Consider the following 25,266-nt stretch of genomic DNA (forward strand, 5'->3'; position numbering starts at 1 on the left):
CCATCGGGCCCTCACGCCGCCAGCGCGTGCGCCGTGCGGGTTTGCACTCGGGTCGTCAGGGCCAGCGTCGCCGCCGCCGCTGCCAGGCCGCCCGCCAGGGCCGTCCACCAGAGGGTCGACGGGCCCAGGCCCGTGTAGAGCGTCACGCCCAGGGTGAGGGCCGTGAAGCGGGCCACGCCCCAGGTCCAGCTGAAGGCGCCCTGGTAGCGGCCGCGGGCGTGGGGCGGGGCCAGGTTGGCGACGACCGTCGCCGCGATGCCCGCGACCACGACCTCGCCCAGGGACCAGACGACCACCGACACCGTGAAGCCCACGATCCCGTCCGCGAGGCCCGTCAGCGCCACGCCCACCGCGATCAGGACGCTGCCCGCGCACTGGACCCGCAGCTGGGGAAAGCGGGCCAGCCTCGCCGTGACGAAGGGCTGGAGCGCGACCACCAGGACCGCGTTGACCGCCGCCATCGCCCCGTACACCGCCGGCGACAGACCGCTGTCCTGGACGGCCAGCGGCAGCGCCACCTCCGTCAGGGAGTAGACGAAGAGCTGGATCCCGAAGAGCGGGAGCAGCGCCATGGCCAGGCGGTCCCTCACGACCACTCCGTAGCCGATGCCGTCCCCGGCAACGTGGACGGCCTTCCTACGGTGCGGGTCCTTCACGCGCGTCGCCACCACCACCGCGTAGATCAGCATCGTTCCCGCGTCCACCGCGAACAGCAGCCAGTAGCCCCGCGCCGCGAGGAAGCCGCCCAGGACGCCCGCCACCGCCGTACCGATGTTCACGCCCCAGCCGAACAGGGCGTACGCGCGCTGCCTGCGGTCCGCGTCGACCGCGTCGGCCATCAGTGCGTACGCCGCCGGGCCGACCAGCGCGCCCATCGCGCTGATCAGCAGCGCCGCGACCGCCATCGTCCACACGCCCGGCGCGACGAACAGCGCGCCCTGCGCCGCCGCCGAGCCGACGAGGCCGAGCAGCATCGTCGGGCGGCGGCCCACGCGGTCGGCGAGGACGCCGCCCACCGCCGGGCCGAGGAGGTTGCCCGCGCCCAGGGCGCCGAGGACGTACGTCGTCTCGGGCCCCGTGACATCGCGCGCGGCGAGGAAGAAGACGAGGAAGGGCGTGACCATGAAGCCGAGCCGGTTGATGACCGTACCGGCGAAGAGGGTCCACACGGTGGGCGGAAGTCCGCGGAAGGAGGAGAGCATGCGAGGACCATGCGCCCGGGACACCGCCCCCATCCATTGATTAAGCTCAGGCCGAATCCATCGGACGGGATGCAAGGGGGAGCTCATGGAGTCCGGGCTCAGTTTCTCGGCCGCCGATCTGGCGCAGACCCGGTTCGCCGTCTCCCCCATGTGGGAGGTCGTCACCAGCTTCCGACTGCTCCGGGAACCGGACGACCCGCCCCTGCACCGCCGTTGGGCCGCGCAGGTACGGCCCCGGGTCACCGGCGCCGGGCTCGACCGCGGCTGGCTCGCCGAGCTGATCCCCGGCCACGGCTATCTCGCCGACTTCCTCAACCCGACCCCCGCCACCCCCTTCCCCACCCTCGCCGCCGAACTCGACGCCATCCGCGCCTCCACGCCCGCCCAGGTGCGCAGGGACCTGGACATCCTCCACGCCAAGGACGCCAAGGACGCCAGAGACGCCAAGGACGCCAGGGGCGCCAAGGGCCCGGGGGTCGGACACCGGCTCTCGCCCCGGCTGCGGCTGCTGTACGAGGCCCCCGAGCAGGTCCTGGAGAAGGTCGTCGCCGAGATCGAGGCGTACTGGGAACTCGCCCTCGCCCCCTACTGGGCCCGCATCCGCCAGCTCCTCGAAGCCGATGTCTTCCACCGCGCCCGGCAGGTCGCCGAACACGGCTCGGCGCGCGTCCTGAGCGAACTGCACGAGACCGTACGGTGGGACGACGGCACCCTGCACCTGGTCCGCCGCCACTGCGCGCTGACCCGCGACAAGGCCGGCTCCGGGCTGTTGCTCGTCCCCTCGGCGTTCGCCTGGCCCCGCGTCCTGACCCGTGCGGTGGCGCCCGAACCGCCCCAACTCGCCTATCCCGCCCGAGGCATCGGCAACCTCTGGGCCCCGCGTACGTCCGCCGCGGCCGACGCCGTCGCCGCCGTACTCGGCCGCTCCCGCACCCTGCTCCTCACCGAACTCGACACCCCGGCCTCCACCACCCAACTCGCCGCCCACTGCGGCCTGTCCGCCGCCGCCGTCTCCCAGCACCTCACCGCCCTGCGCGGTGCGGGGCTCGTCACCGCACACCGCAGCGGCCGCTCCGTCCTCTACGCCCGCACCTCGGTCGCGGACACCCTGCTCTCCCCCACGGAGGAACTCGTATGACCCGGTCCTGGTCCGAGCGTGTCGTCATACGCGACGGTGTACGACTCTCCTGCCGGGACTGGGGTGGTGGCGGCGGCGCGTCCGAGCCCGCCGTCGTCCTGCTGCACGGGCTCGCCGGGCACGCCGGAGAGTGGGACGCGACCGCCGTACGGCTCCGGGCCGAGGGCCACCGCGTCGTCGCCGTCGACCAGCGCGGGCACGGCCACAGCGAGCGCCACCCGAAGGACACCTCACGGGCGGCGTACGTCGCCGACGCCGTGGCCGTGATCGACGAACTCGGCCTGGAACGACCCGCGTTGGTCGGGCAGTCCCTCGGCGGGCACACCGCCATGCTCACCGCCGCCGCCCACCCCGGCCTGCTGAGCGGCGTGGTCCTCGTCGAGGCCGGCCCCGCGCAGGCGGAGCCGGGCGTCGCCGACGACATCGGCGCGTGGCTGAAGTCCTGGCCGGTGCCGTTCCCCTCGCGGGCGGCGGCCGAGCGCTTCCTGGGCGGCGGGCCCGTCGGGGAAGGGTGGGCGGCCGGCCTGGAGGAACGGGACGACGGCGGGCTGTGGCCCCGGTTCGACCCCGAGATCATGGTGCGCTCGCTCGCCGAGAACCCCACCCGCGCCTGGTGGGAGGAGTGGGCGGCGATCGACTGCCCGAAGCTCGCGGTGATCGCCCAGAACGGGATCATCACAGCGGACGAGTTCGACGGCATGGTCCGGGGACGCCCCGACCTGTGGGCCGCGAGCCTCCCGGGCACAGGGCACGACGTGCATCTGGAGCGGCCCGACGCACTCCACCGGCTGCTCATGGGATTCCTGGGCGGCCTGGAGTGCCCGGGCGGCCCGGGATCGCCGGGAGGCCTGTCGGCGGCTCCGGGCGGAATCGACCCTTGCGCTGGAGCCCACTCCAACTCCTAGAGTGCGTCGCGCGAAGCGGCCGCGCACGAGCGCGCCGGAGGCTCGACGGGGAGATGTGAAGCATGCGTTATCGCGTACTCGGCGGTACCGGGATCGAAGTCAGCACGTACTGCCTCGGCACGATGATGTTCGGCGCCGTCGGCAATCCCGACCACGCGGACTCCGTACGGGTCATCCACGCCGCGCTCGACCAGGGCATCAACTTCGTGGACACCGCCGACATGTACTCGGCCGGCGAGTCCGAGGAGATCGTCGGCAAGGCTCTGCGCGACCCGCGCCGCCGCGCCGAGACCGTCCTCGCCACCAAGGGGTACTTCCCGATGGGCGACGGGCCGGCCCGCGGCGGTCTCTCCCGGCGCTGGCTCACCCGCGCGGTCGAGGACAGCCTGACGCGGCTCGGCACCGACTGGATCGACCTCTACCAGGTCCACCGGCCCGACCACCGTACGGACATCGAGGAGACGCTCTCCGTCCTCGGCGACCTCCAGGCCCAGGGCAAGATCCGGGCGTTCGGCTGCTCCACCTTCCCCGCCGAGGAGATCGTCGAGTCGCACGCCGCCGCCGAGCGCCGCGGCCTGCGCCGCTTCCGCACCGAGCAGCCGCCGTACTCGCTGCTCGCGCGGGGCGTGGAGGCCTCGGTGCTGCCGGTGGCGCAGCGGTACGGGATGGGTGTGCTGACCTGGGCCCCGCTGGCCTCCGGGTTCCTCACCGGGAAGTACCGCAAGGGCCGTCCGGTCGACCTGACCGGCGGCCGCCCCGCGCTCACCCCGCACCGCTTCGACCCGGAGCTCCCCGGCAATGCCGCCAAGTTCGACGCCGTGGAACAACTGAGCGCCCTGGCCGAGGAGATCGGCTGCTCGCTGCCCGAGCTGGCCCTCGCGTTCGTGACGGCACACCCGGCGGTGACGTCCGTGATCATCGGGCCCCGGACGGGTGACCAGCTGGAGGGGCTGCTGAAGGGCGCCTCGCTCGTGCTCGACGACGAGGTCCTCGACCGGATCGACGAGATCGTCCCGCCGGGGACGAACCTCTACCAGGCCGACGGCGCCTGGCACCCGAACGCCCTGACGGACGCCTCGCTGCGGCGGAGGCCGGTGGCGGAACGCGCGGCGGGCTGACGGGGGTACGGCGGGGGTGACGGGGGTACGGCGGGGGTGACGACTCGGCGGCGGTGACGACTCGACGGGCGTACGGCTCCCCGGCCCCGCCCCTGGGCCATGCTTGCCCGTATGGGAACGCACACACGCCGCCGTATCGACGCCGACGAGCGCCGGGCCCGTCTCGCCGTACGCCACCGGCTGGCCCCGTCCGCGCGGGCGTCGAGCGCGGAGGAGGTCGCCGGGTCCCTGGTGGCCCTGCACGCGACCGACCCGGCGAGCGTGTTCCTCGCCGTGGCGGCGCGGCTGGCCGGGGAGCAGGGCGAAGCAGGCCCGGTGGCCGGGCTTGAGCGGGCTCTCTACGAAGACCGGACGCTGACCCGGATGCACGGCATGCGGCACACGCTCTTCGTCTTCCCGACCACCCTCGTCCCCGCCGTCCACGCCTCGACCACCCGCGATGTCGCCGCCCGCGAGCGCACGATGCTGCTGAAGGACCTGCGCAAGGGCAGCGAGTACGACGAGGCCTGGCTCATCGAGACCGAGCGGCAGGTCCTGGCCGAGCTGACGGCACGGGGCGAGGCCACCGGGGCCGAGCTGGGACGGGCCGTTCCGCGGCTGCGCGCGCAGTACCTGTACGGGGTCGGCACCCGGCAGGAAGGGCCCCAGTCGCTCTCCAGCCGGCTGCTGCGGGTCCTCGGCATGGAGGGCCGGATCGCGCGCGGGCGCCCGCTGGGGGCGTGGACCTCCAGCCAGTTCCGCTGGGCGCCGACGCCCCGGCAGCCTGATCCGAGCGACGAGGACGCCCACGCCGAACTCGTACGGCAGTGGCTGGCGGCGTGCGGTCCTGCGACCGAGGCGGACCTGAAGTGGTGGACGGGGTGGAAGGTCACCGACGTCCGCAAGGCGCTCGCGGCGGTCGGCGCGGAGCCGGTGGACCTGGCGGAGGGCACCGGCCATGTCCTGCCCGACGACCTCGACCCCGTAGGGGCCGACCCCGGACCGTGGGCTGCGCTGCTACCCGGCCTGGACCCGACGGCGATGGGCTGGCAGTACCGCGACTGGTACACCGATCCCGCGCACAAGGCCGCGCTCTTCGACCGCAGCGGCAACATCGGCCCGACGGTGTGGTGGAACGGCCGTGTCGTGGGCGGCTGGGCGCAGCGCCCGGACGGGGAGATCGCGGTCCGCTTCCTGAGCGGAGTGGGCGGCGCGGAGGCGAGGGCGGCCGTCGGGGCGGAGGCGGCGCGGCTGCGCGGCTGGCTGGGGGACGTACGGGTGACGCCCCGTTTCCGCACACCGCTGGAGCGGGAGCTCGCGGGCGGGCCGAAGGGCGGGACCGCGGCCTGACCTTCGGGAGGGCGTGCGGCCCCGTTTCCGCACACCGGCGTGCGGGTGGCTGACGCCCCGGAGGGCCCCGGAAGCCCGCGCCCCTTGTCGGCGGCGCGCCCCTCGAGCCCCGGCGCCCACCGCCTCCTCACACGTGACTCGTACAACCTTTCGCACTGATCACGTGTCAAGCCGGTGAACACATGCCATTACGTGGGCCAACCGGCTCTTTACAGGAGGAAGTTTGTTCTCCGTACGCGCCCCCCGCCGTCGCGTCGCCGGCTCCGTGGCCACGGTCCTCGCCGTCACCCTCGGCGCGGGTGTCCTGACCGTCCCGTCTGCCGTGGCGGCGCCGAGCGCGGCGGTCCTGGCCACGGCGGAGGCCCAGGACAGCGTCGCCCAGATGCCGTTCAACTCCCGGGTGCTGAGCGCCGGCACGTCCGGCTTCTTCTCCGTGAACGAGGCGACCGGCCGCCCGGTCTACTGGACGAGCTACATCGACGGGAAGACCTCCGACTTCGAGGACTACGCGAACACGTTCGGCGGAGACCTGTACTTCGACTACGGCAAGTCCTCCGTCGTGAACCTGGCGACGGGTGCCACGTTCGGACTCCCCGCCGGTCACACGAAGAAGGTGGGCATCGCGGGTCAGGCCATGTTCACGACACCGACCGCGCAGACCCTGTGGATGCACACCGTCGAAGGCAGCCGCCAGGTCACCGGACTGCCCGCCGGGTCCAAGGACTTCAGCGTCGGCGCCGGCGACCGCACACACGGTCTGGTCGGCTTCACCGACGCCGACGGCGTGCGGCGCCTCGCGCTCGTCGAGCTCGCCACCGCCGAAATGACCGAGACGTTGACTCCCCCGGAGGCGGCGTCCGGCACGGACTACAGCCTGGCCGCCCTCTCCGGCGCCCACGCCGCCTGGGCCCGGCACGACGCCGCGACCGGCACGGCGCGCGTGGTCGTCCGCGACCGCTCCACCGGGAAGGAGAAGACCGTCGACCTGGGCCCGGCGGAGTCCCGTCCCTCCATCGGCCTGGTCGGCGACTGGCTCGTCCACGGGCTGGACAGCACGGATGCGACCAAGCCGTCGCCGATGTACTCGCTGCGCGCCCTGAACCTGGCCGGCGAGACCGGCGAGACGGTCACGCTGCTCGACCACTTCCAGTCGATGGCCCCCGAAGCGGCCGGCGGCCTGCTGGTGAGCGGCGGCCTGCTCGGCTCCGGAGACGGCGCCTACCGCATCACTCAGGGCCACGACGGCAAGCCCGCGGCCACCTTCGTCGCGAGCGCCGGATCCCCGACCGAGACCGCCGAGATCAGGGCGGCCGAGGTGCCTTCGGGCACGGTCGACCTGGACAAGGTCGATTACATCGACTTCACCTGGTACTTCAACCGCCGGAACACGAAGACCGACTTCACGCTGCGGCACGTCAGGACCGGCCTGACCTACCACCACGCCCAGGACTCCTTCGAGGAGGCCGGTGAGGACGGCTTTCACCCCTACGGCTTCGCCATGGGGCCGACATGGGGAGCGGACCTCGACATCACGCACCCCAACGGCTCGGCTGCACAGATCGCCGCGTACAACGGCGAGTACACCTGGGAGATGACCGCCTCGTCCGCGATCGGCGTCGGCCCCGCCCTGAAGCGGTCGGGCACGTTCACCGTCGCCCGCTCCCCGGAGATGCACGACTTCGACGACAACGGCTCGACCGACCTGCTCGCCCGGGACGCCTCCGGCACCCTGTGGTCCGACACCGCCTACCAAGTGGAACGCAACACGAACCAGAGGGAACTGCCGGAGGCCAAGATCGGCGGCGGCTGGCAGATCTACGACCGGATCGAGACCACCGGCAACATCACCGGCTCCCCCGCCTCGGACATCGTCGCCCGCGACAGGTCCGGCGTCCTCTGGCTCTACCAGGGCAACGGAAACGGCGGCTTCGCCGGACGGGTGAAGGTCGGCGGCGGCTGGCAGACCTACGACAAGCTGACCGGCGGCAGCGACTTCACCGGCGACGGCCGTCCCGACCTCCTCGCCGCCGACAAGACCGGCACCCTCTACCTGTACGCCTCCACCGGCAACGCCAACGCCCCCTTCTCCGCCCGCAAGAAGATCGGCACCGGCTGGGGCGTCTACAACCAGCTCACCGCCGTCGGCAACATCGCCGGCGCGGGCGCGGGGGACCTCGTCGCCCGCGACAAGGACGGCGTCCTCTGGTTCTACCTCGGCAAGGGCGACGGCACCTTCACCGGCCGCACCCGCATCGGCGCCGGCTGGAACCGCTACAGCGAACTCATCGGCGCCGGGGACTACAACGGCGACGGCCGTCCCGACCTCATCGCCTACGAGCCGGCGACCAGGACCGCCTACTCCTTCAAGGGCACGGGCGACCGCTCCACCCCCTTCGACGCCAAGCGCGCCGGCACCGACCTCTTCAGCGGCGGTTCCTACAACCAGTTCGGCTGAGCAGAGGCCGTCTCGGCGGACACCCCCGTCGGGACGGCCGTCTCGGCGACACCCCCGTCGGGACGGCCGTCTCACCGCGTCACCCGACCGCACATCCCACCGGCCACGGCACCGCCGTGCCCCGCACTCTCCCGGGAGTTGAGCCTTGCAGCAGCGCAGCGTCTCCAGCCGTCGTCTCATCACGGCGGTGACCGCGGTCCTCGCCGTCACCGCCGGGACACTCGCCGCCGGACCGGCCGCGCTCGCCGCACCGGCCGCCGGGCCGGCCGCCGGGCCGACGGCCGTGGCACCCGCCGCCGCGGCGGATCCGGTCCCCTTCCCCTCGGGCACCAAGATCGCGGGCGCCGGGGCCACCGGTTTCCTCACCCGCTCCACCGACGATCGCCAGGAGCTGCGCTGGACCGCGTACGCGAGCGGCGCGTCGACCGTGATCGTCCCGCCGTCCGGCGGCGGTGTGGCGCCCACCGGCACCGACGTACTCGTACTGGGGGACTCGGGCTTCTCGTCCGAGATGCGCAGCCTCACGCTCCGGAACATGGCCGACCCGGCGGCCCCCGGCGTCCCTCTCGACCTGGGCGCCCTCTCCGCCACGTACGTGGCGGCGCTGAGTCCCACCAGCGTCCTCGCCCAGGTGGCCGAGGAGGACGGGACGAAGGAGCTGCACGTCGTCTCGAAGGAGGGCGAGGAGCTCACCAGCCGGAAGGTGGAGGGGCTCCCGGCCGACGCGGACAAGTACTTCACCTCCGCGCCCGTCCGGAACGGCGAGGCGCTCGTCGGGTACGAGACCGGTCCGGGCGGCGCACGTACCGGCGGGCGGGCCGTGGTCGACCTCGCCGCCGGGAAGGCCGTCGAGACGTACGCGTCCGCGGCGTCCGGGTACGGCGTGCACCCGCTCGGGCTCTCCGCCACGCACGTGGTCTGGACCCAGACCGACGGCACCGGCTGGGTGGTCGTCTCCGTCGACCGGAAGAGCGGTGTCGAGCGGCGGATCTCCCTGGGCAAGGCTGAGGAGCTGTCCATCGGCCTCGTGGGCGGCTGGCTGGTGTACGCCACCCCCGGGTCGCTCACGGACGGCTTCCCGAACCGGCTGCAGACCGTGCGGGCCAGGTCCCTCACGGGAGACGAGACCGTCGACCTCGCCGACTACGCCAACGCCTACATGCGTCCGGCGGCGGATGGCGGCATCCTGGTCGGCGGCGGCCGCGTCGCGAACGGAGAGGGCCTCTTCCGGATCCTCCCCGGCCAGGACGGCAGGCCCGCGGTGACCCAGGTCGCCACCTCGTCCCGGCCGACCGCGATCACCTATCTGGGCGCCGAGCTGCCGAGCGTCAACTTCGACAAGAGCCAGGAGTTCCCGCTGAAGTGGCGGTTGTCCCGGCTCAACGCCGACGTGACCGTCAAGCTCACCCACCGGCCGACCGGACAGAGCTTCACGCGGGAGCTGAAGCTCGCTCCCGACTCGCCGTATGTCCTCGGCTCCCACACCTTCGGCATCACCTGGCAGGGTCTCCTCGACGACACGACCCCCATCGGGCGTTCCGCGTACACCGGACCCTACGAGTGGTCGATCCGTGTCGTCCCGCAGAACGGGATCGGTCCCGAACTGCGCGAATCCGGCCTGATCGAGGCCTACCGCGGGACCAAGCCGCACGACTTCAACTACAACGGAGCGCCGGACCTCCTCGCCCGGGACACCTCCGGCAAGCTGTGGCGGGTCGACACCGTCTTCGACCGGGCGAAGAACCGGCTGAGCCTTCCGGGCCAGGCGCGGGCCGAGGTCGGCCCGGGCTGGGGCGTCTACGACCGCATCGAGAACCTGGGCGTGGCGAGCACCTGGGACGAGGCCCCCAGCGTCGTCGCCCGGGACCGCTCCGGTGTCCTCTGGTCCTACCCGGGCATCAACAGCCCGACGGTGCCGTTCTCGCGCCGGCAGCAGGTCGGCGGCGGCTGGCAGGTGTACGACAAGCTGGCGGGCGGCGGCGATCTCACCGGGGACGGCGACGCCGACCTGGTCGCCGCCGACAAGTCCGGCGCCCTGTGGCTCTACGAGGGGACCGGCCTGTACAAGGCTCCCTTCGAGGCGCGCAGGAAGATCGGAACGGGCTGGGGCGTCTACAACCAGATCACCGCCGTCGGCAACATCGCGGGCGCGGCCGCCGGGGATCTCGTCGCCCGTGACAAGGACGGCGTCCTCTGGCTCTACCTCGGCAAGGGCGACGGCACCTTCACCGCCCGCACGCGGATCGGCGCCGGCTGGAACGCGTACACGAAGGTCGTCGGCATCGGCGACGGCAACCGTGACGGCAAGGCCGACCTGTACGCATACGGCCCGAACGGCACCGCGTACTTCTACGCCGGTACGGGAAGCCGGACGGCGCCCTTCGCCGGGCGGACTCCCACCGACGTCCTCGTGAAGGACGGCGCGCGCTACGACCACGTGCTCTGACGCGGTCGCCCACGCCCTGCTCGGCGCCCGGCACCTGTGCCGGGCGCCGCTCCTCGTGCCGGGCTCTGGTTCCCCCGGGTGGAATCCCGAAGAAAACCCCTCCGGCTCCCGGCGAGGTGTCGAGAATCGGCACGCGGCTCCGACGTCCCCTGTGAAGGCATCCGGGAACGGGTGAAGCCACCACCGAAGGAGAACGTCATGAAGTACCTCGTCATGGTGCAGGGGTCCCAGGCCGACTACGAGACGATGAGCGGCAAGACGTCCGGGCAGGGCCCCGCGTGGAGCGAGCAGGACATGAAGGCGATGTTCGAGCACATGGGGTCGATCAACAACGACCTCGCGGAGTCGGGCGAGCTGGTCGACGCGCAGGGGCTCGTCGAGCCGGCCAAGACCCGGTTCGTGTCCGTGGACAAGGCCGGGCAGCCGGTCATCACCGACGGGCCGTACAGCGAGACGAAGGAGCTGCTCGCCGGCTACTGGGTGCTCGACTGCGCGAGCCTGGAGCGGGTCACGGAGATCGCGGCGCGTGTCGCCCGGTGCCCGCAGCCCGAGGGGGCGCCGGAGTACCCGGTGGTGATCCGCCAGATCGACGAGCGGTCGGAGTCCGAGTTTCTCGCCGGCTGAGCGTGGACAGGGAGGAGACCGTCGAGGACCTGCTGCGCCGGCACGCGCCGCAGGTCCTCGGCGCGCTCGTACGCCGGTACGGGCACTTCGACGCCGCCGAGGACGCCGTACAGGAGGCCTTGCTGGCCGCCGCCCGGCAGTGGCCCGAGTCGGGGACGCCGGCGAATCCGCGCGGCTGGCTCATCCGGGTGGCGTCGCGGCGGCTGACGGACCAGCTGCGGGCGGACGAGGCGAGGGCCCGGCGGGAGGAGACCGCGGCGCGCCTGGAACCCCGCGAGACCCGGGCGGCGCCGTCCGACGACGACACCCTGACGCTGCTCTTCCTCTGCTGCGACCCGGCGCTCGCGCCGGCCGCCCGGGTCGCGCTGACGCTGCGCGCGGTCGGCGGTCTCACCACGGCGGAGATCGCGCGGGCCCATCTCGTACCGGAGGCGACGATCGCGCAGCGGATCAGCCGGGCGAAGGCGAAGCTGCGCGACCACCCCTTCCACCCTCCCGGCCCCGGCGACCGGGACGCGCGCCTGGCCACGGTGCTCCAGGCGCTGTACCTGATCTTCAACGAGGGCTACACGGCCACCTCGGGCGCGGCCCTCCACCGGGCCGACCTGGCCCAGGAGGCGATCCGGCTGACCCGGGCCGTCCGCAGGCTGCTCCCCCGCGAGGCCACGGTGACCGGGCTCCTCGCCCTGATGCTGCTCACGGAGGCCCGCAGCGCCGCCCGCACGGGCCCGCACGGCGAGCTGATCCCGCTCGACGAGCAGGACCGGACGCGCTGGGACCGGGCCGCGATCGCCGAGGGCACGGCGCTGGTGGAGGAGGCCCTGCGCGAGGGCCCGCCGGGGCCGTACCAGCTCCAGGCGGCGATCTCAGCGCTCCACGACGAGGCCCGCGCACCCGAGGACACGGACTGGCCGCAGATCCTCGCGCTGTACGACGTCCTGGTCGCCGACTGGCCTGATCCGATGGCCGAACTCGGCCGCGTGGTCGCCGTCGCGATGGCGCGCGGCCCGGAGGCGGGCCTCACCGAACTCACCGCCCTGGAACCCCGCCTGAAGGACCACCACCGCCTCTGGGCCGTCCGCGCCCACCTCCTGGAACGCACCGGCGCGCCCGAAGCCGCCCGCGCCGCCTACGAGGAGGCGGCCCGCCTCACCCTCAGCCTCCCGGAACGCCACTACCTCAACACCAGGGCCGCCCGCCTGGGCCGCTCGGGCGAGCCGAGCTGAACGCGGGCGTGCCCCCGGGGTGGGAGACCCTGGGGGCACGCGCGCGTGGTGGTGGCGGGTGGGGGTCAGTCCGTTGCCAGGCCCTTCAGGCGCTTGGCGATCTTCGTGAGGCGGGCGCCCTGGTAGCGGGCGGCCTGGAGGGTGTTCTCGTCCGGGGCGCCGTTCGCGGCGGGGTGCGAGGTGCCGTAGGGGTTGCCGCCCGCGGCGTACACGGACGCGTCCGTGTAGCCGGGGGAGACGATGACCGAGCCCCAGTGGTGGAAGGTGTTGTAGAGCGCCAGCAGCGTCGACTCGTTGCCGCCGTGCACGTTGTGGGCGCTGGTGAAGGCCGTCGCGGGCTTGTCCACGAAGGCGCCGCTCGACCACAGGCCGCCGGTCGTGTCGATGAACTGCTTCAGCTGGGCGGCGATGTTGCCGTACCGCGTCGGCGAGCCCAGGGCGTACGCGTCCGCCCACTCCAGGTCGTCGAGCGTGGCGATCTCGACATCACCGGTGGCGTCCACATGGGCGCGCCACGCCGGGTTGCCGTCGATGGCGGCATCGGGGGCGAGCTCGGTCACGCGCCGCAGCCGGACCTCGGCGCCGGCCTTCTCGGCGCCCTCGGCGACGGCCTGGGCGAGCCGGTGCACGCTGCCGGTGGACGAGTAGTAGATGACGGCGACCTTGACGGACATGACGTACCCCTTTAACCGGATTCACTTCCGCTTCAACTGCCCTCCGAGCGTAAACGGATACTCATCCACTTTGCAAGGGGAACTCGCGAAAACCGGATAGCGCTCCGTTATGCTCGGGGCAAGGGCGGCCGACCGAAAGGGATCGATCGGAGCGACGAGGCAGGTGGAGGCGGAGATGTTGAGCGCGAAGGACCCCCGGGCGACCGATGCCCACGACACCGGCGCCGCACCGGAGACCGTGCAGGCCCCGGAGACCGTGCAGGCCCCGGAGACCACGCAGGCACCCGAGACCGCGAGGACCGGGGCGGGGCCCGTGTCACCGGCCGTCGCCGCGGACGGGCCGCTCGTCGCCATAGCCCCCGCCCTCACCTTGCTTCCCGGTGCCGGGGGGCCGGGCGTGCCCGAGCGGGCCGATGCCGCGCGGAACCGGCGCAAGATCCTCGACGCCGCCGCCCGGATCGTCGCCGACGTGGGCCCCGAGGCCGTCACCATGAATCAGGTCGCCCACGCCAGCGGCATCGGCGTCGGCACCGTCTACCGCCGCTTCGGCGATGTCGCCACGCTCCTGTGGGCGCTCCTCGACGACCGGGAGCGCCAGTTCCAGGAGGCGTACATGAGCGGCCCGCCGCCGCTCGGCCCCGGCGCCCCCGACGACGAGCGGCTGCACGCCTTCTTCGACGCCCTCGTCGACCGGGTCATCGAGCAGCGCGAGCTGCTGCTCGCCGCCCAGGCCGCCGCCCCCAGCGCGACCTACACCAGCGGCGCGTACCTCGCCATGCACACCCACGTCACGATGCTGCTCACCCGGCTCCGGCCCGAGGCCCAGCCCGCGCTCCTCGCGCATCTGCTGCTCGCCTCGTTCTCGCCGAGCCTGATGCACCACCTCACCGTCGAGCGCGCGCTCTCCGCCGAGGAGCTCAAGGCCGGGGTCGACGAGCTGCTGAACCTGGGGGGATGAGGGCCGCGAGCCCGTCGAGGACGCGCGCCAGACCGAAGGCGTAGGCGTGATCGGGGCTGTACATGCCCTGGTAGGCGACGGCCGCCGCCTCCCCCACCCGCGACGCCAGCGGGAACCGCTCCGCGTCGAACATCCGGGCCAGCAGCGGCGCGTGGGCGTCCCACCACTCGTGGTCGGACATCGCGCTCTCCCGGTCCACGGCGCGTGCGTCCAGTTCCGTACGGGCGGCGGACTGCACGAAGCCGAGCAGGTGCGTCAGCGCCGAGTCCATGGCCACGTCGTCGAGCCCAAGGCCCTCGAAGGCGCCGAGTTCGTGCTCGTACTTCGTCATCACCCCGGGCCCGAGCGGCGGCCGGTGGACCCGCAGCTCGGCCAGCCAGGGGTGGCGCAGATAGAGGGCGCGGTTCTCGTCGGCGACCGCCGTCACCCGCTCCCGCCAGGACTCCTCCGGTACGAAGGGGGCCCGGGGCATCCGCTGGAAGACCAGGTCCAGCATCAGGTCGAGCAGCTCGGCCTTGCCGGGGACGTACGTGTAGAGCGTCATCGGCGTCACGCCGAGGCGCTGCGCGACCGCGCGCATGGTGAGCGCGTCCAGGCCGCCCTCGTCGGCCAGACCGATCGCCGCGTCCACGACCGCGTCGACGGTCAGCCCCTGCCGAGGGCCGCGCCGGCCCTCCGGGAGCGGCGTGGCGCCGTCCCGCCACAGCAGTTCGAGGGTCCGCGCCGGATCCCCCGCACCGCTGCTCCGCTCCTTCGCCATGACATCCATTCTCGACCCGTCGTCGCAGGTCAAACCATATGCCCATTACTTTGTACGCTGTATAGAGTAACGTGGCTCGGGTACTGGGACCACCATCGGAGGGCGCAGCCATGACCACCCCCGCCGCAGCGGACAACCACCACGTCATCCAGGTCCGCGGGGCCCGCGAGAACAACCTCAGGAACGTCGACGTCGACCTCCCCAAGCGCCGCCTGACCGTCTTCACCGGCGTCTCCGGGTCCGGCAAGTCCTCGCTCGTCTTCGGCACCATCGCCGCCGAGTCGCAGCGCCTGATCAACGAGACCTACAGCGCCTTCCTCCAGTCCTTCATGCCGGCCCTCGGCCGCCCTGACGTGGACGGACTGCACAACCTCAGCGCCGCGATCGTCGTCGACCAGGAGCGGATGGGCGCCAACTCCCGCTCCACGGTGGGCACGGCGACCGACGCGTACACGATGCTGCGGATCGTCTTCAGCCGCCTCGGCACCCCGCACGTCGGCACCTCCGGCGCCTTCAGCTTCAACCTCCCCGAGGGCATGTGCCCGCGCTGCGAGGGCGTCGGCCAGATCTCCGACATCGACGTCGACGAGCTCGTCGACCGGACCAAGTCCCTCAACGAGGGCGCCATCACCGTGCCCGGGTACGCCGTCGACTCCTGGATGTGGCAGGTCATGGCCCACTCCGGCTTCTACGACCCCGACAAGAAGCTGGCGGACTTCACCGAGCAGGAGTGGGAGGACTTCCTCCACAAGCCGTCCTGCAAGGTGAAGGTCGGCAGCAACAACTTCACCTACGAGGGCTTGGTGGTGAAGCTCCAGCGGACCGTCCTCGTCAAGGACCGGGACGCGATGCAGGCCCACATCCGCGCCTTCGTGGACCGGGCCGTCGTCTTCCGCACCTGCCCCGAGTGCGACGGCACCCGCCTCACCCGGGCCGCGCTGTCCTCCCGGATCGACGGTGTGAACATCGCCGAGTGCTCGGCGATGCAGATCAGCGACCTCGCCGCGTTCGTACGCCGGATCGAGGATCCTTCCGTCGCGCCGCTCCTCGCCGGCCTGCGCGAACTGCTCGACTCGCTCGTCGAGATCGGGCTCGGCTATCTGAGCCTGGACCGGGCCTCCGGCACGCTCTCGGGCGGCGAGGCCCAGCGCGTGAAGATGGTCCGTCACCTCGGCTCCTCCCTCACCGACGTCACGTACGTCTTCGACGAGCCGACCATCGGACTGCACCCTCACGACATCCGGCGCATGAACGACCTGCTGCTGCGGCTGCGCGACAAGGGCAACACCGTCCTCGTCGTCGAGCACAAGCCGGAGGTCATCGAGATCGCCGACCACGTCGTCGACCTCGGCCCGCGCGCCGGTTCCAACGGCGGCGAGATCTGCTACTCCGGCGACGTGCCGGGCCTGCGCGCCTCGGGGACGCTGACCGGCGAGCACCTCTCCCACCGGGCGAAGCTCCGTCCCGAGGTACGGCCCCGCACGGGCTCGCTCTCCATCACGGGCGCCGATCAGCACAACCTGCGGAACGTGAGCGTCGAGATCCCCACCGGTGTCCTGACCGTCGTCACGGGCGTCGCCGGCTCCGGCAAGTCGTCCCTGATCCACGGGAACCTGCCGGGCCGCGAGGGGGTCGTCGTCGCCGACCAGTCCCCGATCCGCGGCTCGCGCCGCTCGAACCCGGCGACGTACACGGGCCTGCTGAACCCCATCCGTACCGCCTTCGCCAAGGCCAACGGCGTCAAGGCGGCGCTCTTCAGCGCCAACTCGGAGGGCGCCTGCCCGAAGTGCAACGGACTGGGGCTCGTCTACACGGACCTCGCGATGATGGCGGGCGTCGCCTCGGTCTGCGAGGAGTGCGAGGGGAAGCGCTTCACCGCCGAGGTGCTCGCGTACACCCTCGACGGAAAGAACATCCACGAGGTCCTGTCGATGTCGATCGAGGAGGCGTACGACTTCTTCACCGCGAAGGGCCAGGCCCGCACGATCCTCGGCCGCCTGAAGGACGTCGGCCTCGGCTACCTCCGCCTCGGCCAGCCCCTCAACACCCTGTCCGGCGGTGAGCGCCAGCGTCTGAAGCTGGCGATCCACATGGCGGAGAAGGGCGCGACGTACGTCCTCGACGAGCCGACCACCGGCCTCCACCTGGCCGACGTCGACCAGCTCCTGGCCCTCCTGGACCGGCTCGTCGAGGCGGGCAACACGGTCGTGGTCATCGAGCACCACCAGGCGGTCATGGCCCACGCCGACTGGCTGATCGACCTCGGTCCCGGCGCGGGCCACGACGGCGGCCGGATCGTCTTCGAGGGCACCCCGTCCGAGCTGGTCGAGAAGGGCGAGACGCTGACGGCACGCCATCTGCGCGAGTACGTCGGCGCCTGATCCCCGGCCGTGGGTGCGGGCCGCACCGTCCCTCCGCACCCACGGCTCCGCCTCCGGCCGGCCCGTCCACACCCTGAAACGATCTGGACCCGGACCCCGGCCGCGGCGCACCATCACGCCCATGGCGACCTTCCTCCTCCTTCACGGCTTCCAGAACCACCGCCCGCCGGGCCACTGGCACCACTGGCTCGCGGGACAGCTCGCCGAGCGCGGACACGAGGTGCGCTATCCCCAGCTGCCCGAGCCGGACGCCCCCGTACTGGAGGACTGGGTGGCGGCGCTGCGCGCGCAGCTCCACCCTCCCGCCGAGGGTGAGTTCGTCGTCATCGCGCACAGCCTCTCCGTCCTCCTCTGGCTGCGCGCCGCCTCGCCCGACGTCGACCGGGTCCTGCTCGTCGCCCCGCCCTCCCCCGCCGTGACGGCCTCGATCCCCGAGATCGCCGCGTTCGCCGAAGGGCTCGACCTCGCCTCCGTACGGCTCAAGGCGCCGGCGCGGCTCGTCTACGCCGCCGGGGACCCGTACTGCCCCGAGGGCGCCGACGTCCCCTACGGCACCCCGCTCGGGCTCGACATGGACGTGATCCCGGGCGGCGGGCACCTCAATCCGGACTCCGGGTACGGGGAGTGGCCGTCGGTCCTCCGATGGTGCGAGGACCCGGAGACCAGGCTCGGGCCCCGCTAGAACCGGCGGACCGCCGGGGCCGCGGCCGTCACCCTCCCGGGCGAACGATCACGGAGCCCGCCCGCCGCCCCGCGCGCGCTGCCTAGAGTGGCGAGCCATGAGGTGGCTCAGCCGGGGAACCGCAGTCGAGAACGCCGTCGTCGCCGGGCGGATGCGGAGCTTCTTCAGAGGGCTGTCCGCCGAGACCCGCAAGGACCCCCGGCTGGTGGCCCAGGCGTACGGCGAGCACCTCTTCCACCGGCGCAGGCGCAGGCTCGTGGACGAGAAGCGCTTCGCCGCCTCGCGCTTCCACGTCGGCATCGGCGTCGACTCCGACGACTTCGCCGACCTGACCAAGCGGGCCGTGCTGATCTCGGACACCCTCCTGCTCTCCCACAACGGGGCGGGACACCGCCACCACGTCAGGCAGCTCTCGAACCGCGACTCCTTCATTCCCCGGACCGAGGAGGAGGACCGCTCCGGCGTCCTGCCCAGCGGGACGAGCACGACGGAAGACCTGTACATGCACTGCCCGGACCCGGACCGGCTGGGGCGCTGGCTGCTGCAGACCGAACCGTTGCTGCGCGCGGGCTGCGCCTGGTACCTGCCCACGTACTCGGTGTCCCGTCACACCACCCGGTACGGATACGCGGGGGAGCCGCTCGACCCCACCTACGAGCATCACTCCGGCCCGGTCACGGACTCCGACGTGCCGAGTCTGCTCGACTTCGCGGCCACCGGGCGCCGGGTCGTCGCCCAGAGCCACACGCCGGCCGTGCTCAGCCAGCTCGTGGTCCCGGTCGTCGAGGAACTGGAACTGCCCTTCATCGACGGCGTCTCGCTGGAGGAGTTCAGCCGGATCACCGTCGGGGAGTTCGGCTCCTACCAGGCCCATCGGGGATGGATGCGGATGGAGCTGGCCAACGTCGACAGCGCGCTCGACGCGGACGGGCAGCGGAAGGAGCTGATGAAGATCGGCCTCCGGATGCAGGACGGGGTCCGGGGCATGCAGGCCCAGATGAACCAGGTCCGCCGCAAGCGGGCCGTCGCCGTGACCGGCGCGGTCGTCGGCACGGTCACCGCCAGCCTGGTCGCCGTCTACGGCCCCGCCCTCCAGTCGGCGCTCACGGCCGTCGTGGGCGGGGCGGCCGGCGGGCTGTGGGGCGCGTTCCAGGCCGGGGCCGACAACAGCCCGCGCACCCTGCGCGAGAACTCCTGGTACTACGTCTGGACGCTCGCGCGCGCGGCGAACCGGAACCCCTGACGCGGATGCCCGGGCGAGGCACACAAAGGGCGGGCGAGCCCATGACCGGATCGGCTGACAGGCCGTGCGGCCCGGCCGCCCGGGCGCGATCATCGACGTATGACCACCGAGATCCACCTCGCCCAGCAGCCCGAGGCCGACGAGCTGCTCGGCCGCTCCCCGCTCGCCGCGCTCGTCGGGATGCTGCTCGACCAGCAGGTGCCCATGGAGTGGGCGTTCTCCGGGCCGTACACGATCGCGCAGCGGCTCGGCACGGACGATCTCGACGCGGGGCAGATCGCCGCGTACGACCCCGAGGCGTTCGGCGCGCTGCTCTCCGCGAAGCCCGCCGTGCACCGCTATCCGGGGTCGATGGCCAAGCGGATCCAGCAGCTGTGCCAGTTCCTCGTCGACGAGTACGGCGGTGACGCCGAGGCCGTCTGGGCGGACGCGGAGAGCGGGGCGGAGCTGCTCGCGCGGCTGAAGGCGCTGCCCGGTTTCGGGGTGCAGAAGGCGCAGATCTTCCTGGCCCTGCTCGGCAAGCGGTACGGCGTCCGGCCCACCGGATGGCGGGAGGCGGCGGGGGCGTACGGCGAGCAGGGCTCGTACCGTTCGGCGGCCGACATCACCGGTCCGGAGTCGCTGGCGAAAGTTCGTGCCTTCAAGCAGGAGGCCAAGGCAGCCGCAAAGGCGGCGAAAGCGCAGAAATCAGCCGGGAATTGAACGCTCCGGATGTCAATCCTGCTAAATCCGACATGAATTGTGCCGGAGCTGTTCACAGGAGCCATCAGAGATCGCTAACTTCCCCTCAACCTCGTCCTAATCGGGAAGGAACTCTGTGAACGCATCCTCTCGCAGAGCCGCGGCCACTCTGGCCGCAGCCGCACTCGCGACCCCGCTCCTGCTGGCCACCGCCTCCCCCGCCACCGCCACCGCGGACCCGGGGGCCAAGCCCGCCCGGGACGCCGCACAGCTGGCGAAGAAGCTGGTCCGCGAGACGTCCGGGAAGGACGCCTACAAGCACCTGCAGAAGTTCCAGGCGATAGCCGACTCGGCCGGCGGTCACCGCGCGGCCGGATCGCTCGGGCACGACGCCTCGGCGGCGTACGTGTACCAGCAGCTGAAGAAGGCCGGCTACAACGTCTCGTACCAGAAGTTCGACTTCATCTACACCCAGACGCTGGCCGAGAAGGCCTCCGTCCTCTCCCCCGCGCCGCGCGATCTGGTGATCTCGGCGATGACGTACACGAAGTCGACCCCGGTCGGCGGCATCAAGGCCGACCTCGCGGCCGTCCCGGTCGACGCGGACGGCACGACCGGCTGTGAGCCGGGCGACTTCGCGTCGGGCACCTTCACCGGCAAGATCGCGCTGGTCAAGCGCGGCGGCTGCACCTTCGCCGTCAAGCAGGAGAACGCGGCCGCGGCGGGTGCCGTGGGCGCGATCATCTACAACAACACCACCGGCGCCCTCTCCGGCACCCTCGGCGACCCGGCCGCCGGCAAGATCCCGACGGGCGGCGTCACCCAGGCCGAGGGCGAGAAGCTCGCCGCGGACCTCGCCAAGGGCCCGGTGAACGTCTCCTTCGAGATCCGTCAGCTCCAGGAGAAGCGTTCCACCAACAACGTCATCGCGGAGACGAAGGGCGGCAACGCCGCCAACACCGTGATGCTCGGCTCGCACCTGGACTCGGTGACCGCCGGCCCCGGTATCAACGACAACGGCTCCGGCTCCGCCGGTCTGCTCCAGGCCGCCCTGGAGCTCGCCGAGTCGAAGGACAAGGTCCGCAACAAGGTCCGCTTCGCCTGGTGGTCCGCGGAGGAGAACGGCCTCCTCGGCTCCGAGCACTACGTCGCGAACATGAGCGAGCTGGACAAGAAGGAAGTCAAGCTCTACCTCAACTTCGACATGATCGCCTCGCCGAACTACGGCCTGTTCGTCTACGACGGCGACAACTCCGACAACGTCGGCGCGGGCGCCGGTCCCGAGGGCTCCGCCCAACTGGAACGGGACATCAACGACTTCATGGACAAGCGGGGCCTGCCGCACGAGGGCACCGACTTCACGGGCCGCTCGGACTACGGCCCGTTCATCGAGATCGGCATCCCCTCGGGCGGCACGTTCACCGGCGCCGAGGGCATCAAGACGGCCGCGCAGGCGGCCAAGTTCGGCGGGACGGCGGGTGTCGCGTACGACGTGAACTACCACGCGGCCGGTGACAACCTGTCGAACATCAACATGACGGCGTTCGACGCCAACATCGACGTCATCGCCAACGCCGTGGGCACCTACGCCCACGACATCAGCTCCCTGCGCAAGCCGGTCGTCTCCGTCCCCACGGAGGGCGACGCGGGCAGCGGCGGCGGCCTCCACGAGGACCACGGCCACGAGGTCACGGAGTAGCAGTCCGGGCGGCGGAAGCGGCTACCGCTTCCGCCGCGCCGTACCGAAGAGCGACCTCGAGACCTCCCGCCCCAACTGCGTCCCGATCGAGCGGGCCAGGGACTTGAACATGCCGCTGTCCACCACCTGCTCGACGAGCGACTCGTCCTCCTTCGGCGCCCGCGCCGCCGGCTCCGGACGCGCCGCCTCCCCTTCCGCCGGCTTCGGCTGCTTCGGCTGCTCCACCTGCTTCGCCTGCTCCGCCGAGAGGCGTTCGTACGCCGACTCCCGGTCCACCGCCTCCGCGTACCTGCCCCACAGCGGCGACCCCTTCACCGCCGCCTCCAGCGCGTCCGCCGCGATCGGACCCATCAGGGACTCCGGCGCCCGAAGCCGCGTCGCCGCCACCGGGGTCGGCGCGCCCGTCTCGCTCAGTACGGTGATCACCGCCTCGCCCGTGCCGAGACCCGTCAGGACCTCCTCCAGGTCGTACGCCGAGTTCGGGAACGTCCGCACGGTGGCCTTGAGCGCCTTCGCGTCGTCCGGGGTGAACGCCCGCAGCGCGTGCTGCACCCGGTTCCCCAGCTGAGCGAGCACATCGCCCGGCACGTCCTTCGGCGTCTGCGTCACGAAGAAGACCCCGACGCCCTTCGAGCGGATCAGCCGCACGGTCTGGGTGATCGACTCCAGGAACGCCTTCGACGCCCCCTTGAACAGCAGATGCGCCTCGTCGAAGAAGAACACCAGCTTCGGCTTCTCCAGGTCGCCGACCTCCGGCAGGTCCCCGTACAGGTCCGCCAGCATCCACATCAGGAACGTCGAGAACAGCTGCGGCTTGTCCTGCACCGCCGGCAGCTCCAGTACGGACACCGTCCCGCGCCCGTCCGCCGCCGTCCGCAGGAACTCGGCCGTGTCGAACTCCGGCTCGCCGAAGAACCCGCCCGCCCCCTGCTGCTCGAAGGCCGTGATCGACCGCAGGATCACCCCGGCCGTCACGGTCGAGAGCCCGCCGATCCCCTTCAGCTCCGGCTTCCCCACGTCCGACACGAGGAAGGCCACCACCGCCCGCAGATCCTTGAGATCCACCAGCTCCAGACCCTTCTGGTCCGCGTAGTGGAAGATCAGCCCGAGCGACTGCTCCTGCGTCTGGTTGAGCTGGAGCACCTTCGACAGCAGGACGGGCCCGAAGCTCGTCACCGTGGCCCGTACGGGAATCCCCTGACCGACGCCCCCGAGCCCGTAGAACTCGCACGGGAAGCCGGTCGCCGTCCACTCCTGCCCCACCTGCGCCGCCCGGTCCCTGACCTTCCCGCCGTCCGCGCCCGGAGCCGAGATCCCCGACACGTCGCCCTTGATGTCGGCGAGGAAGACCGGCACCCCGTTGGCGGACAGTTGCTCGGCGATGAGCTGAAGGGTCTTCGTCTTGCCGGTGCCGGTCGCGCCGGCGACCAGACCGTGCCGGTTGAGCATCGGCAGCGGGATGCGGATACGCGCGTCCGGGTGACATTCCCCGTCCCACAGCAGCGCGCCCAGCTCCAGGGCCGGTCCCGAGAAGGCGTACCCCGCCGCGATCTCGGCGGCCGGAGACTGCTCGCTCACGCTCATGACAGGACCCCTAGTCCGGATTCGTGACGGTTTGCCCCAGCATCGCACCGGCTCCGCGTGGCTGCGCCGGGAGCCGCTTGCCCGGTAGGCTTTCCGTGTGATCTTCAAGCGCATCGGACAAGGCCGGCCGTATCCCGACCACGGCCGGGAAAGCACCCGGCAGTGGGCGGACGTCGCCCCGCGCCCGGTCCGCCTCGACCAGCTGGTCACCACGAAGGGCCAGCTGGACCTGGAGACGCTGCTCGCGGAGGACTCCACCTTCTACGGCGACCTCTTCGCGCACGTCGTGAAGTGGCGGGGCGACCTCTACCTCGAGGACGGGCTGCACCGCGCGGTGCGCGCGGCGCTCCAGCAGCGGCAGGTCCTGCACGCCCGCGTCCTGGAGATGGACTAGCGCCACGCCCGCGTCCTGGAGTTGGGCCGGAGCCACGCCCCGCGCCCCGGGGACGGCCCCGCGCCGACACGCCGATCTGACCCTTTCGGGGGCTCTGCCCGGCCATCCGGACGCGATCACATGATCGTCAAGTATCCAATGCCGACGGACGGCATTACGCTGCGTCCATGAGCATGCTCACTCCCCCCGGAATGGGCGGAAAATACCGCATCACGGGCGACAAGTACCCCCGTATGCGCCGCCCCCGGCACCGTCGCAGGATCGTCCTCGCGGCCGCGGCCGCCGTGGTCGTGCTCGGCGCGGCCGGGTGGGGGACCGTGCAGCTCGTCGACGTGTTCTCCGGCGGTGACGAGGACACGAAGACGACGGCCGGTCACCGCACCGACTGCAAGCCCGTCCCCAAGGCGACGACAGCACCCGTCGCCACGCTGCCCAAGCCCGCTCAGATCACGGTGAACGTCTACAACGCGACCCCGCGCAGCGGCCTCGCGAAGTCGACCGCCGACGAGCTCAAGAAGCGCGGCTTCGTCATCGGCAAGATCGGCAACGCCCCCGCCGCGTACGACAAGAAGGTCGCCGGCGCCGGGATGCTGCTCGGCGCTCCCGGAGCCACCAAGGGCGCGTTCCCGGTCCTCGGCACCCAGCTGAAGGGCGTCACGACGAAGACGGACACGCGCGCGACGGCGGACGTGGACCTGATCATCGGGACGGCCTTCAAGAACCTGGACCCGAAAGCAGCGGCGGACGCCGCCCTGGTCGCTCTGAACAAGCCCAAGGCCACGCCCGCCGGGAAGTGCTGAAGACCCGTCGCTGACCGACTAGTCGGCCGTGCCGTACATGCGGTCGCCCGCGTCGCCCAGGCCCGGGACGATGTAGCCGTGCTCGTTCAGGCGCTCGTCGACCGAGGCCGTCACGACGGTCACCGGCGTGCCCGCCAGCTCGCGCTCCATGATCTCGACACCCTCGGGGGCGGCGAGCAGCACGACCGCGGTGACATCGTCCGCACCGCGCTTGATCAGCTCCCTGATCGCCGCGACGAGCGTGCCGCCGGTGGCCAGCATCGGGTCCAGGACGTACACCTGGCGGCCCGAGAGGTCCTCCGGCATGCGCGTCGCGTAGGTCGACGCCTCCAGCGTCTCCTCGTTGCGGATCATGCCGAGGAAGCCCACCTCGGCGGTCGGGAGCAGCCGGACCATGCCGTCGAGCATGCCGAGGCCGGCGCGGAGGATCGGGACCACCAGCGGCCGCGGGTACGACAGCTTCACACCGGTCGTCGGCGTGACGGGGGTCTCGATGTCGACCTGCTCGGTCCGCACGTCCCTGGTGGCCTCGTAGGCGAGCAGGGTGACCAGCTCGTCGGCGAGCCGGCGGAAGGTCGGGGAGTCGGTGCGCTTGTCGCGCAGCGTGGTGAGCTTGTGGGCGACCAGCGGGTGATCGACGACGTGGAGACGCATGGTCACACAGTAGCCCGCACTGGCATCAACCCATGCCCTGGAGGGAAGGTGGGCACACAGGACCCAGTCGTGGGGTGGTGTGGCCCATGCCCGACCCGGCAGACCCGGCGCAGCAGCGAGGCGGCAGGAACCAGGACGGCGAGAAGCCGCCCGAGACGGACGCGGAGCGCCGCAGGCGCCGCGCCCAGTTCCTGCGCGAACTGCACGAGGCGAAGGCGCTCCGCGACCGTGTGCAGCCCCGGCGCGCGCGGGCGGCCAGGATGCGTCAGCAGATGCGGATGAGGACCTTTCGCTGGTGAGGGCCACGGCGCCG

The 25,266-nt window shown here is 72.0% G+C and carries 22 protein-coding genes; 17 read left to right on the forward strand and 5 right to left on the reverse strand.

Annotation, left to right across the window (positions count from 1 at the left end; translation table 11 throughout):
- Positions 1-11: 11 nt before the first annotated feature.
- Positions 12-1,202, reverse strand: a complete 1,191-nt coding sequence (locus ACFY8U_RS14805; protein ID WP_389569948.1) for an MFS transporter — start codon at positions 1,200-1,202, stop codon at positions 12-14.
- Positions 1,203-1,287: 85 nt separating this feature from the next.
- Here ACFY8U_RS14805 and ACFY8U_RS14810 point away from each other — a divergent pair, with 85 nt between their 5' ends.
- The 8 genes from ACFY8U_RS14810 (at position 1,288) to ACFY8U_RS14845 (ending at position 12,443) form a co-directional block, all read left to right on the forward strand.
- Entirely contained in the window at positions 1,288-2,340 is a 1,053-nt protein-coding gene (locus tag ACFY8U_RS14810) for a DUF5937 family protein (RefSeq protein WP_389569951.1), read from the forward strand.
- Positions 2,337-3,245: an alpha/beta fold hydrolase gene (locus ACFY8U_RS14815; RefSeq protein ID WP_389569954.1), complete on the forward strand. Its 909-nt coding sequence runs from the start codon at positions 2,337-2,339 to the stop codon at positions 3,243-3,245. The genes ACFY8U_RS14810 and ACFY8U_RS14815 overlap by 4 nt, the downstream gene beginning before the upstream one ends.
- 62 nt (positions 3,246-3,307) lie before the next feature.
- Positions 3,308-4,363 (forward strand): aldo/keto reductase, encoded by a 1,056-nt coding sequence (locus tag ACFY8U_RS14820; protein ID WP_389569957.1) that lies wholly within the window; start codon positions 3,308-3,310, stop codon positions 4,361-4,363.
- 111 nt (positions 4,364-4,474) lie between these two features.
- Positions 4,475-5,692, forward strand: coding sequence for a winged helix DNA-binding domain-containing protein (locus ACFY8U_RS14825; protein WP_389569960.1), 1,218 nt, complete (start codon positions 4,475-4,477; stop codon positions 5,690-5,692).
- Positions 5,693-5,915: 223 nt separating this feature from the next.
- Positions 5,916-8,147 carry an FG-GAP repeat domain-containing protein gene (locus ACFY8U_RS14830; RefSeq protein WP_389569963.1) on the forward strand — a complete coding sequence of 744 codons (2,232 nt, stop codon included), beginning with the start codon at positions 5,916-5,918 and terminating at the stop codon, positions 8,145-8,147.
- 145 nt (positions 8,148-8,292) lie between these two features.
- On the forward strand, positions 8,293-10,593 hold the full coding sequence (locus tag ACFY8U_RS14835; RefSeq protein ID WP_389569965.1) for an FG-GAP repeat domain-containing protein: 2,301 nt from the start codon (positions 8,293-8,295) through the stop codon (positions 10,591-10,593).
- A gap of 198 nt (positions 10,594-10,791) precedes the next feature.
- Positions 10,792-11,217 carry a YciI family protein gene (locus ACFY8U_RS14840; protein WP_361609334.1) on the forward strand — a complete coding sequence of 142 codons (426 nt, stop codon included), beginning with the start codon at positions 10,792-10,794 and terminating at the stop codon, positions 11,215-11,217.
- A 2-nt stretch (positions 11,218-11,219) separates the two neighbouring features.
- Complete coding sequence (locus tag ACFY8U_RS14845) at positions 11,220-12,443, forward strand: RNA polymerase sigma factor (RefSeq protein ID WP_389569967.1); 1,224 nt, start codon at positions 11,220-11,222, stop codon at positions 12,441-12,443.
- Positions 12,444-12,508: 65 nt separating this feature from the next.
- Here ACFY8U_RS14845 and wrbA read toward each other — a convergent pair whose 3' ends face one another.
- A complete protein-coding gene (gene wrbA, locus ACFY8U_RS14850; protein WP_361609338.1) occupies positions 12,509-13,117 on the reverse strand; it encodes an NAD(P)H:quinone oxidoreductase in 609 nt (202 codons plus the stop codon).
- A gap of 175 nt (positions 13,118-13,292) precedes the next feature.
- On the opposite strand from wrbA, the gene ACFY8U_RS14855 reads away from it, so the two are divergent.
- Entirely contained in the window at positions 13,293-14,075 is a 783-nt protein-coding gene (locus ACFY8U_RS14855) for a TetR/AcrR family transcriptional regulator (RefSeq protein ID WP_389569969.1), read from the forward strand.
- Here ACFY8U_RS14855 and ACFY8U_RS14860 read toward each other — a convergent pair.
- On the reverse strand, positions 14,035-14,835 hold the full coding sequence (locus ACFY8U_RS14860; protein WP_389569971.1) for a TetR/AcrR family transcriptional regulator: 801 nt from the start codon (positions 14,833-14,835) through the stop codon (positions 14,035-14,037). The two genes, ACFY8U_RS14855 and ACFY8U_RS14860, sit on opposite strands and share 41 nt — an antisense overlap.
- 110 nt (positions 14,836-14,945) lie before the next feature.
- Between ACFY8U_RS14860 and ACFY8U_RS14865 the strand changes: the two genes are divergently transcribed.
- From ACFY8U_RS14865 to ACFY8U_RS14885, 5 genes are all read left to right on the forward strand, one after another.
- A complete protein-coding gene (locus ACFY8U_RS14865; protein ID WP_361435651.1) occupies positions 14,946-17,216 on the forward strand; it encodes an excinuclease ABC subunit UvrA in 2,271 nt (756 codons plus the stop codon).
- Between the two features lie 121 nt (positions 17,217-17,337).
- Positions 17,338-17,898: an RBBP9/YdeN family alpha/beta hydrolase gene (locus ACFY8U_RS14870; RefSeq protein WP_389569974.1), complete on the forward strand. Its 561-nt coding sequence runs from the start codon at positions 17,338-17,340 to the stop codon at positions 17,896-17,898.
- Between the two features lie 97 nt (positions 17,899-17,995).
- A complete protein-coding gene (locus ACFY8U_RS14875; protein WP_389569976.1) occupies positions 17,996-19,141 on the forward strand; it encodes a hypothetical protein in 1,146 nt (381 codons plus the stop codon).
- Positions 19,142-19,240: 99 nt separating this feature from the next.
- Positions 19,241-19,843 (forward strand): HhH-GPD-type base excision DNA repair protein, encoded by a 603-nt coding sequence (locus ACFY8U_RS14880; RefSeq protein ID WP_361609347.1) that lies wholly within the window; start codon positions 19,241-19,243, stop codon positions 19,841-19,843.
- A gap of 115 nt (positions 19,844-19,958) precedes the next feature.
- Complete coding sequence (locus ACFY8U_RS14885; protein WP_389569979.1) at positions 19,959-21,521, forward strand: M28 family metallopeptidase; 1,563 nt, start codon at positions 19,959-19,961, stop codon at positions 21,519-21,521.
- A gap of 21 nt (positions 21,522-21,542) precedes the next feature.
- On the opposite strand, the gene ACFY8U_RS14890 is transcribed toward ACFY8U_RS14885, so the two are convergent.
- Positions 21,543-23,105, reverse strand: a complete 1,563-nt coding sequence (locus ACFY8U_RS14890; protein ID WP_389569981.1) for a helicase HerA-like domain-containing protein — start codon at positions 23,103-23,105, stop codon at positions 21,543-21,545.
- Between the two features lie 97 nt (positions 23,106-23,202).
- Between ACFY8U_RS14890 and ACFY8U_RS14895 the strand changes: the two genes are divergently transcribed.
- Both ACFY8U_RS14895 and ACFY8U_RS14900 read left to right on the forward strand, forming a co-directional pair.
- Positions 23,203-23,499 carry a type II toxin-antitoxin system VapB family antitoxin gene (locus tag ACFY8U_RS14895; RefSeq protein ID WP_260230859.1) on the forward strand — a complete coding sequence of 99 codons (297 nt, stop codon included), beginning with the start codon at positions 23,203-23,205 and terminating at the stop codon, positions 23,497-23,499.
- A gap of 167 nt (positions 23,500-23,666) precedes the next feature.
- Positions 23,667-24,299 carry a LytR C-terminal domain-containing protein gene (locus ACFY8U_RS14900; RefSeq protein WP_361435640.1) on the forward strand — a complete coding sequence of 211 codons (633 nt, stop codon included), beginning with the start codon at positions 23,667-23,669 and terminating at the stop codon, positions 24,297-24,299.
- An 18-nt stretch (positions 24,300-24,317) separates the two neighbouring features.
- Here ACFY8U_RS14900 and upp read toward each other — a convergent pair whose 3' ends face one another.
- Positions 24,318-24,953 carry a uracil phosphoribosyltransferase gene (upp, locus tag ACFY8U_RS14905; RefSeq protein ID WP_361435637.1) on the reverse strand — a complete coding sequence of 212 codons (636 nt, stop codon included), beginning with the start codon at positions 24,951-24,953 and terminating at the stop codon, positions 24,318-24,320.
- A gap of 86 nt (positions 24,954-25,039) precedes the next feature.
- On the opposite strand from upp, the gene ACFY8U_RS14910 reads away from it, so the two are divergent.
- Positions 25,040-25,252: a hypothetical protein gene (locus tag ACFY8U_RS14910; protein WP_361609355.1), complete on the forward strand. Its 213-nt coding sequence runs from the start codon at positions 25,040-25,042 to the stop codon at positions 25,250-25,252.
- The last annotated feature ends 14 nt before the right edge of the window (positions 25,253-25,266 follow it).

Origin of the sequence: Streptomyces sp. NPDC012508, assembly GCF_042902595.1 — a bacterium.
GTDB lineage: Bacteria > Actinomycetota > Actinomycetes > Streptomycetales > Streptomycetaceae > Streptomyces.

Excerpts from the sequence above, each read along its gene's own strand:
- ACFY8U_RS14805 (WP_389569948.1), bottom strand. The coding sequence starts at position 1,202 with ATGCTCTCCTCCTTCCGCGGACTTCCGCCCACCGTGTGGACCCTCTTC.
- ACFY8U_RS14810 (WP_389569951.1), top strand. The coding sequence starts at position 1,288 with ATGGAGTCCGGGCTCAGTTTCTCGGCCGCCGATCTGGCGCAGACCCGG.
- ACFY8U_RS14815 (WP_389569954.1), top strand. The coding sequence starts at position 2,337 with ATGACCCGGTCCTGGTCCGAGCGTGTCGTCATACGCGACGGTGTACGA.
- ACFY8U_RS14820 (WP_389569957.1), top strand. The coding sequence starts at position 3,308 with ATGCGTTATCGCGTACTCGGCGGTACCGGGATCGAAGTCAGCACGTAC.
- ACFY8U_RS14825 (WP_389569960.1), top strand. The coding sequence starts at position 4,475 with ATGGGAACGCACACACGCCGCCGTATCGACGCCGACGAGCGCCGGGCC.
- ACFY8U_RS14840 (WP_361609334.1), top strand. The coding sequence starts at position 10,792 with ATGAAGTACCTCGTCATGGTGCAGGGGTCCCAGGCCGACTACGAGACG.
- wrbA (WP_361609338.1), bottom strand. The coding sequence starts at position 13,117 with ATGTCCGTCAAGGTCGCCGTCATCTACTACTCGTCCACCGGCAGCGTG.
- ACFY8U_RS14855 (WP_389569969.1), top strand. The coding sequence starts at position 13,293 with ATGTTGAGCGCGAAGGACCCCCGGGCGACCGATGCCCACGACACCGGC.
- ACFY8U_RS14860 (WP_389569971.1), bottom strand. The coding sequence starts at position 14,835 with ATGGCGAAGGAGCGGAGCAGCGGTGCGGGGGATCCGGCGCGGACCCTC.
- ACFY8U_RS14865 (WP_361435651.1), top strand. The coding sequence starts at position 14,946 with ATGACCACCCCCGCCGCAGCGGACAACCACCACGTCATCCAGGTCCGC.
- ACFY8U_RS14870 (WP_389569974.1), top strand. The coding sequence starts at position 17,338 with ATGGCGACCTTCCTCCTCCTTCACGGCTTCCAGAACCACCGCCCGCCG.
- ACFY8U_RS14875 (WP_389569976.1), top strand. The coding sequence starts at position 17,996 with ATGAGGTGGCTCAGCCGGGGAACCGCAGTCGAGAACGCCGTCGTCGCC.
- ACFY8U_RS14880 (WP_361609347.1), top strand. The coding sequence starts at position 19,241 with ATGACCACCGAGATCCACCTCGCCCAGCAGCCCGAGGCCGACGAGCTG.
- ACFY8U_RS14890 (WP_389569981.1), bottom strand. The coding sequence starts at position 23,105 with ATGAGCGTGAGCGAGCAGTCTCCGGCCGCCGAGATCGCGGCGGGGTAC.
- ACFY8U_RS14900 (WP_361435640.1), top strand. The coding sequence starts at position 23,667 with ATGAGCATGCTCACTCCCCCCGGAATGGGCGGAAAATACCGCATCACG.
- upp (WP_361435637.1), bottom strand. The coding sequence starts at position 24,953 with ATGCGTCTCCACGTCGTCGATCACCCGCTGGTCGCCCACAAGCTCACC.
- ACFY8U_RS14910 (WP_361609355.1), top strand. The coding sequence starts at position 25,040 with ATGCCCGACCCGGCAGACCCGGCGCAGCAGCGAGGCGGCAGGAACCAG.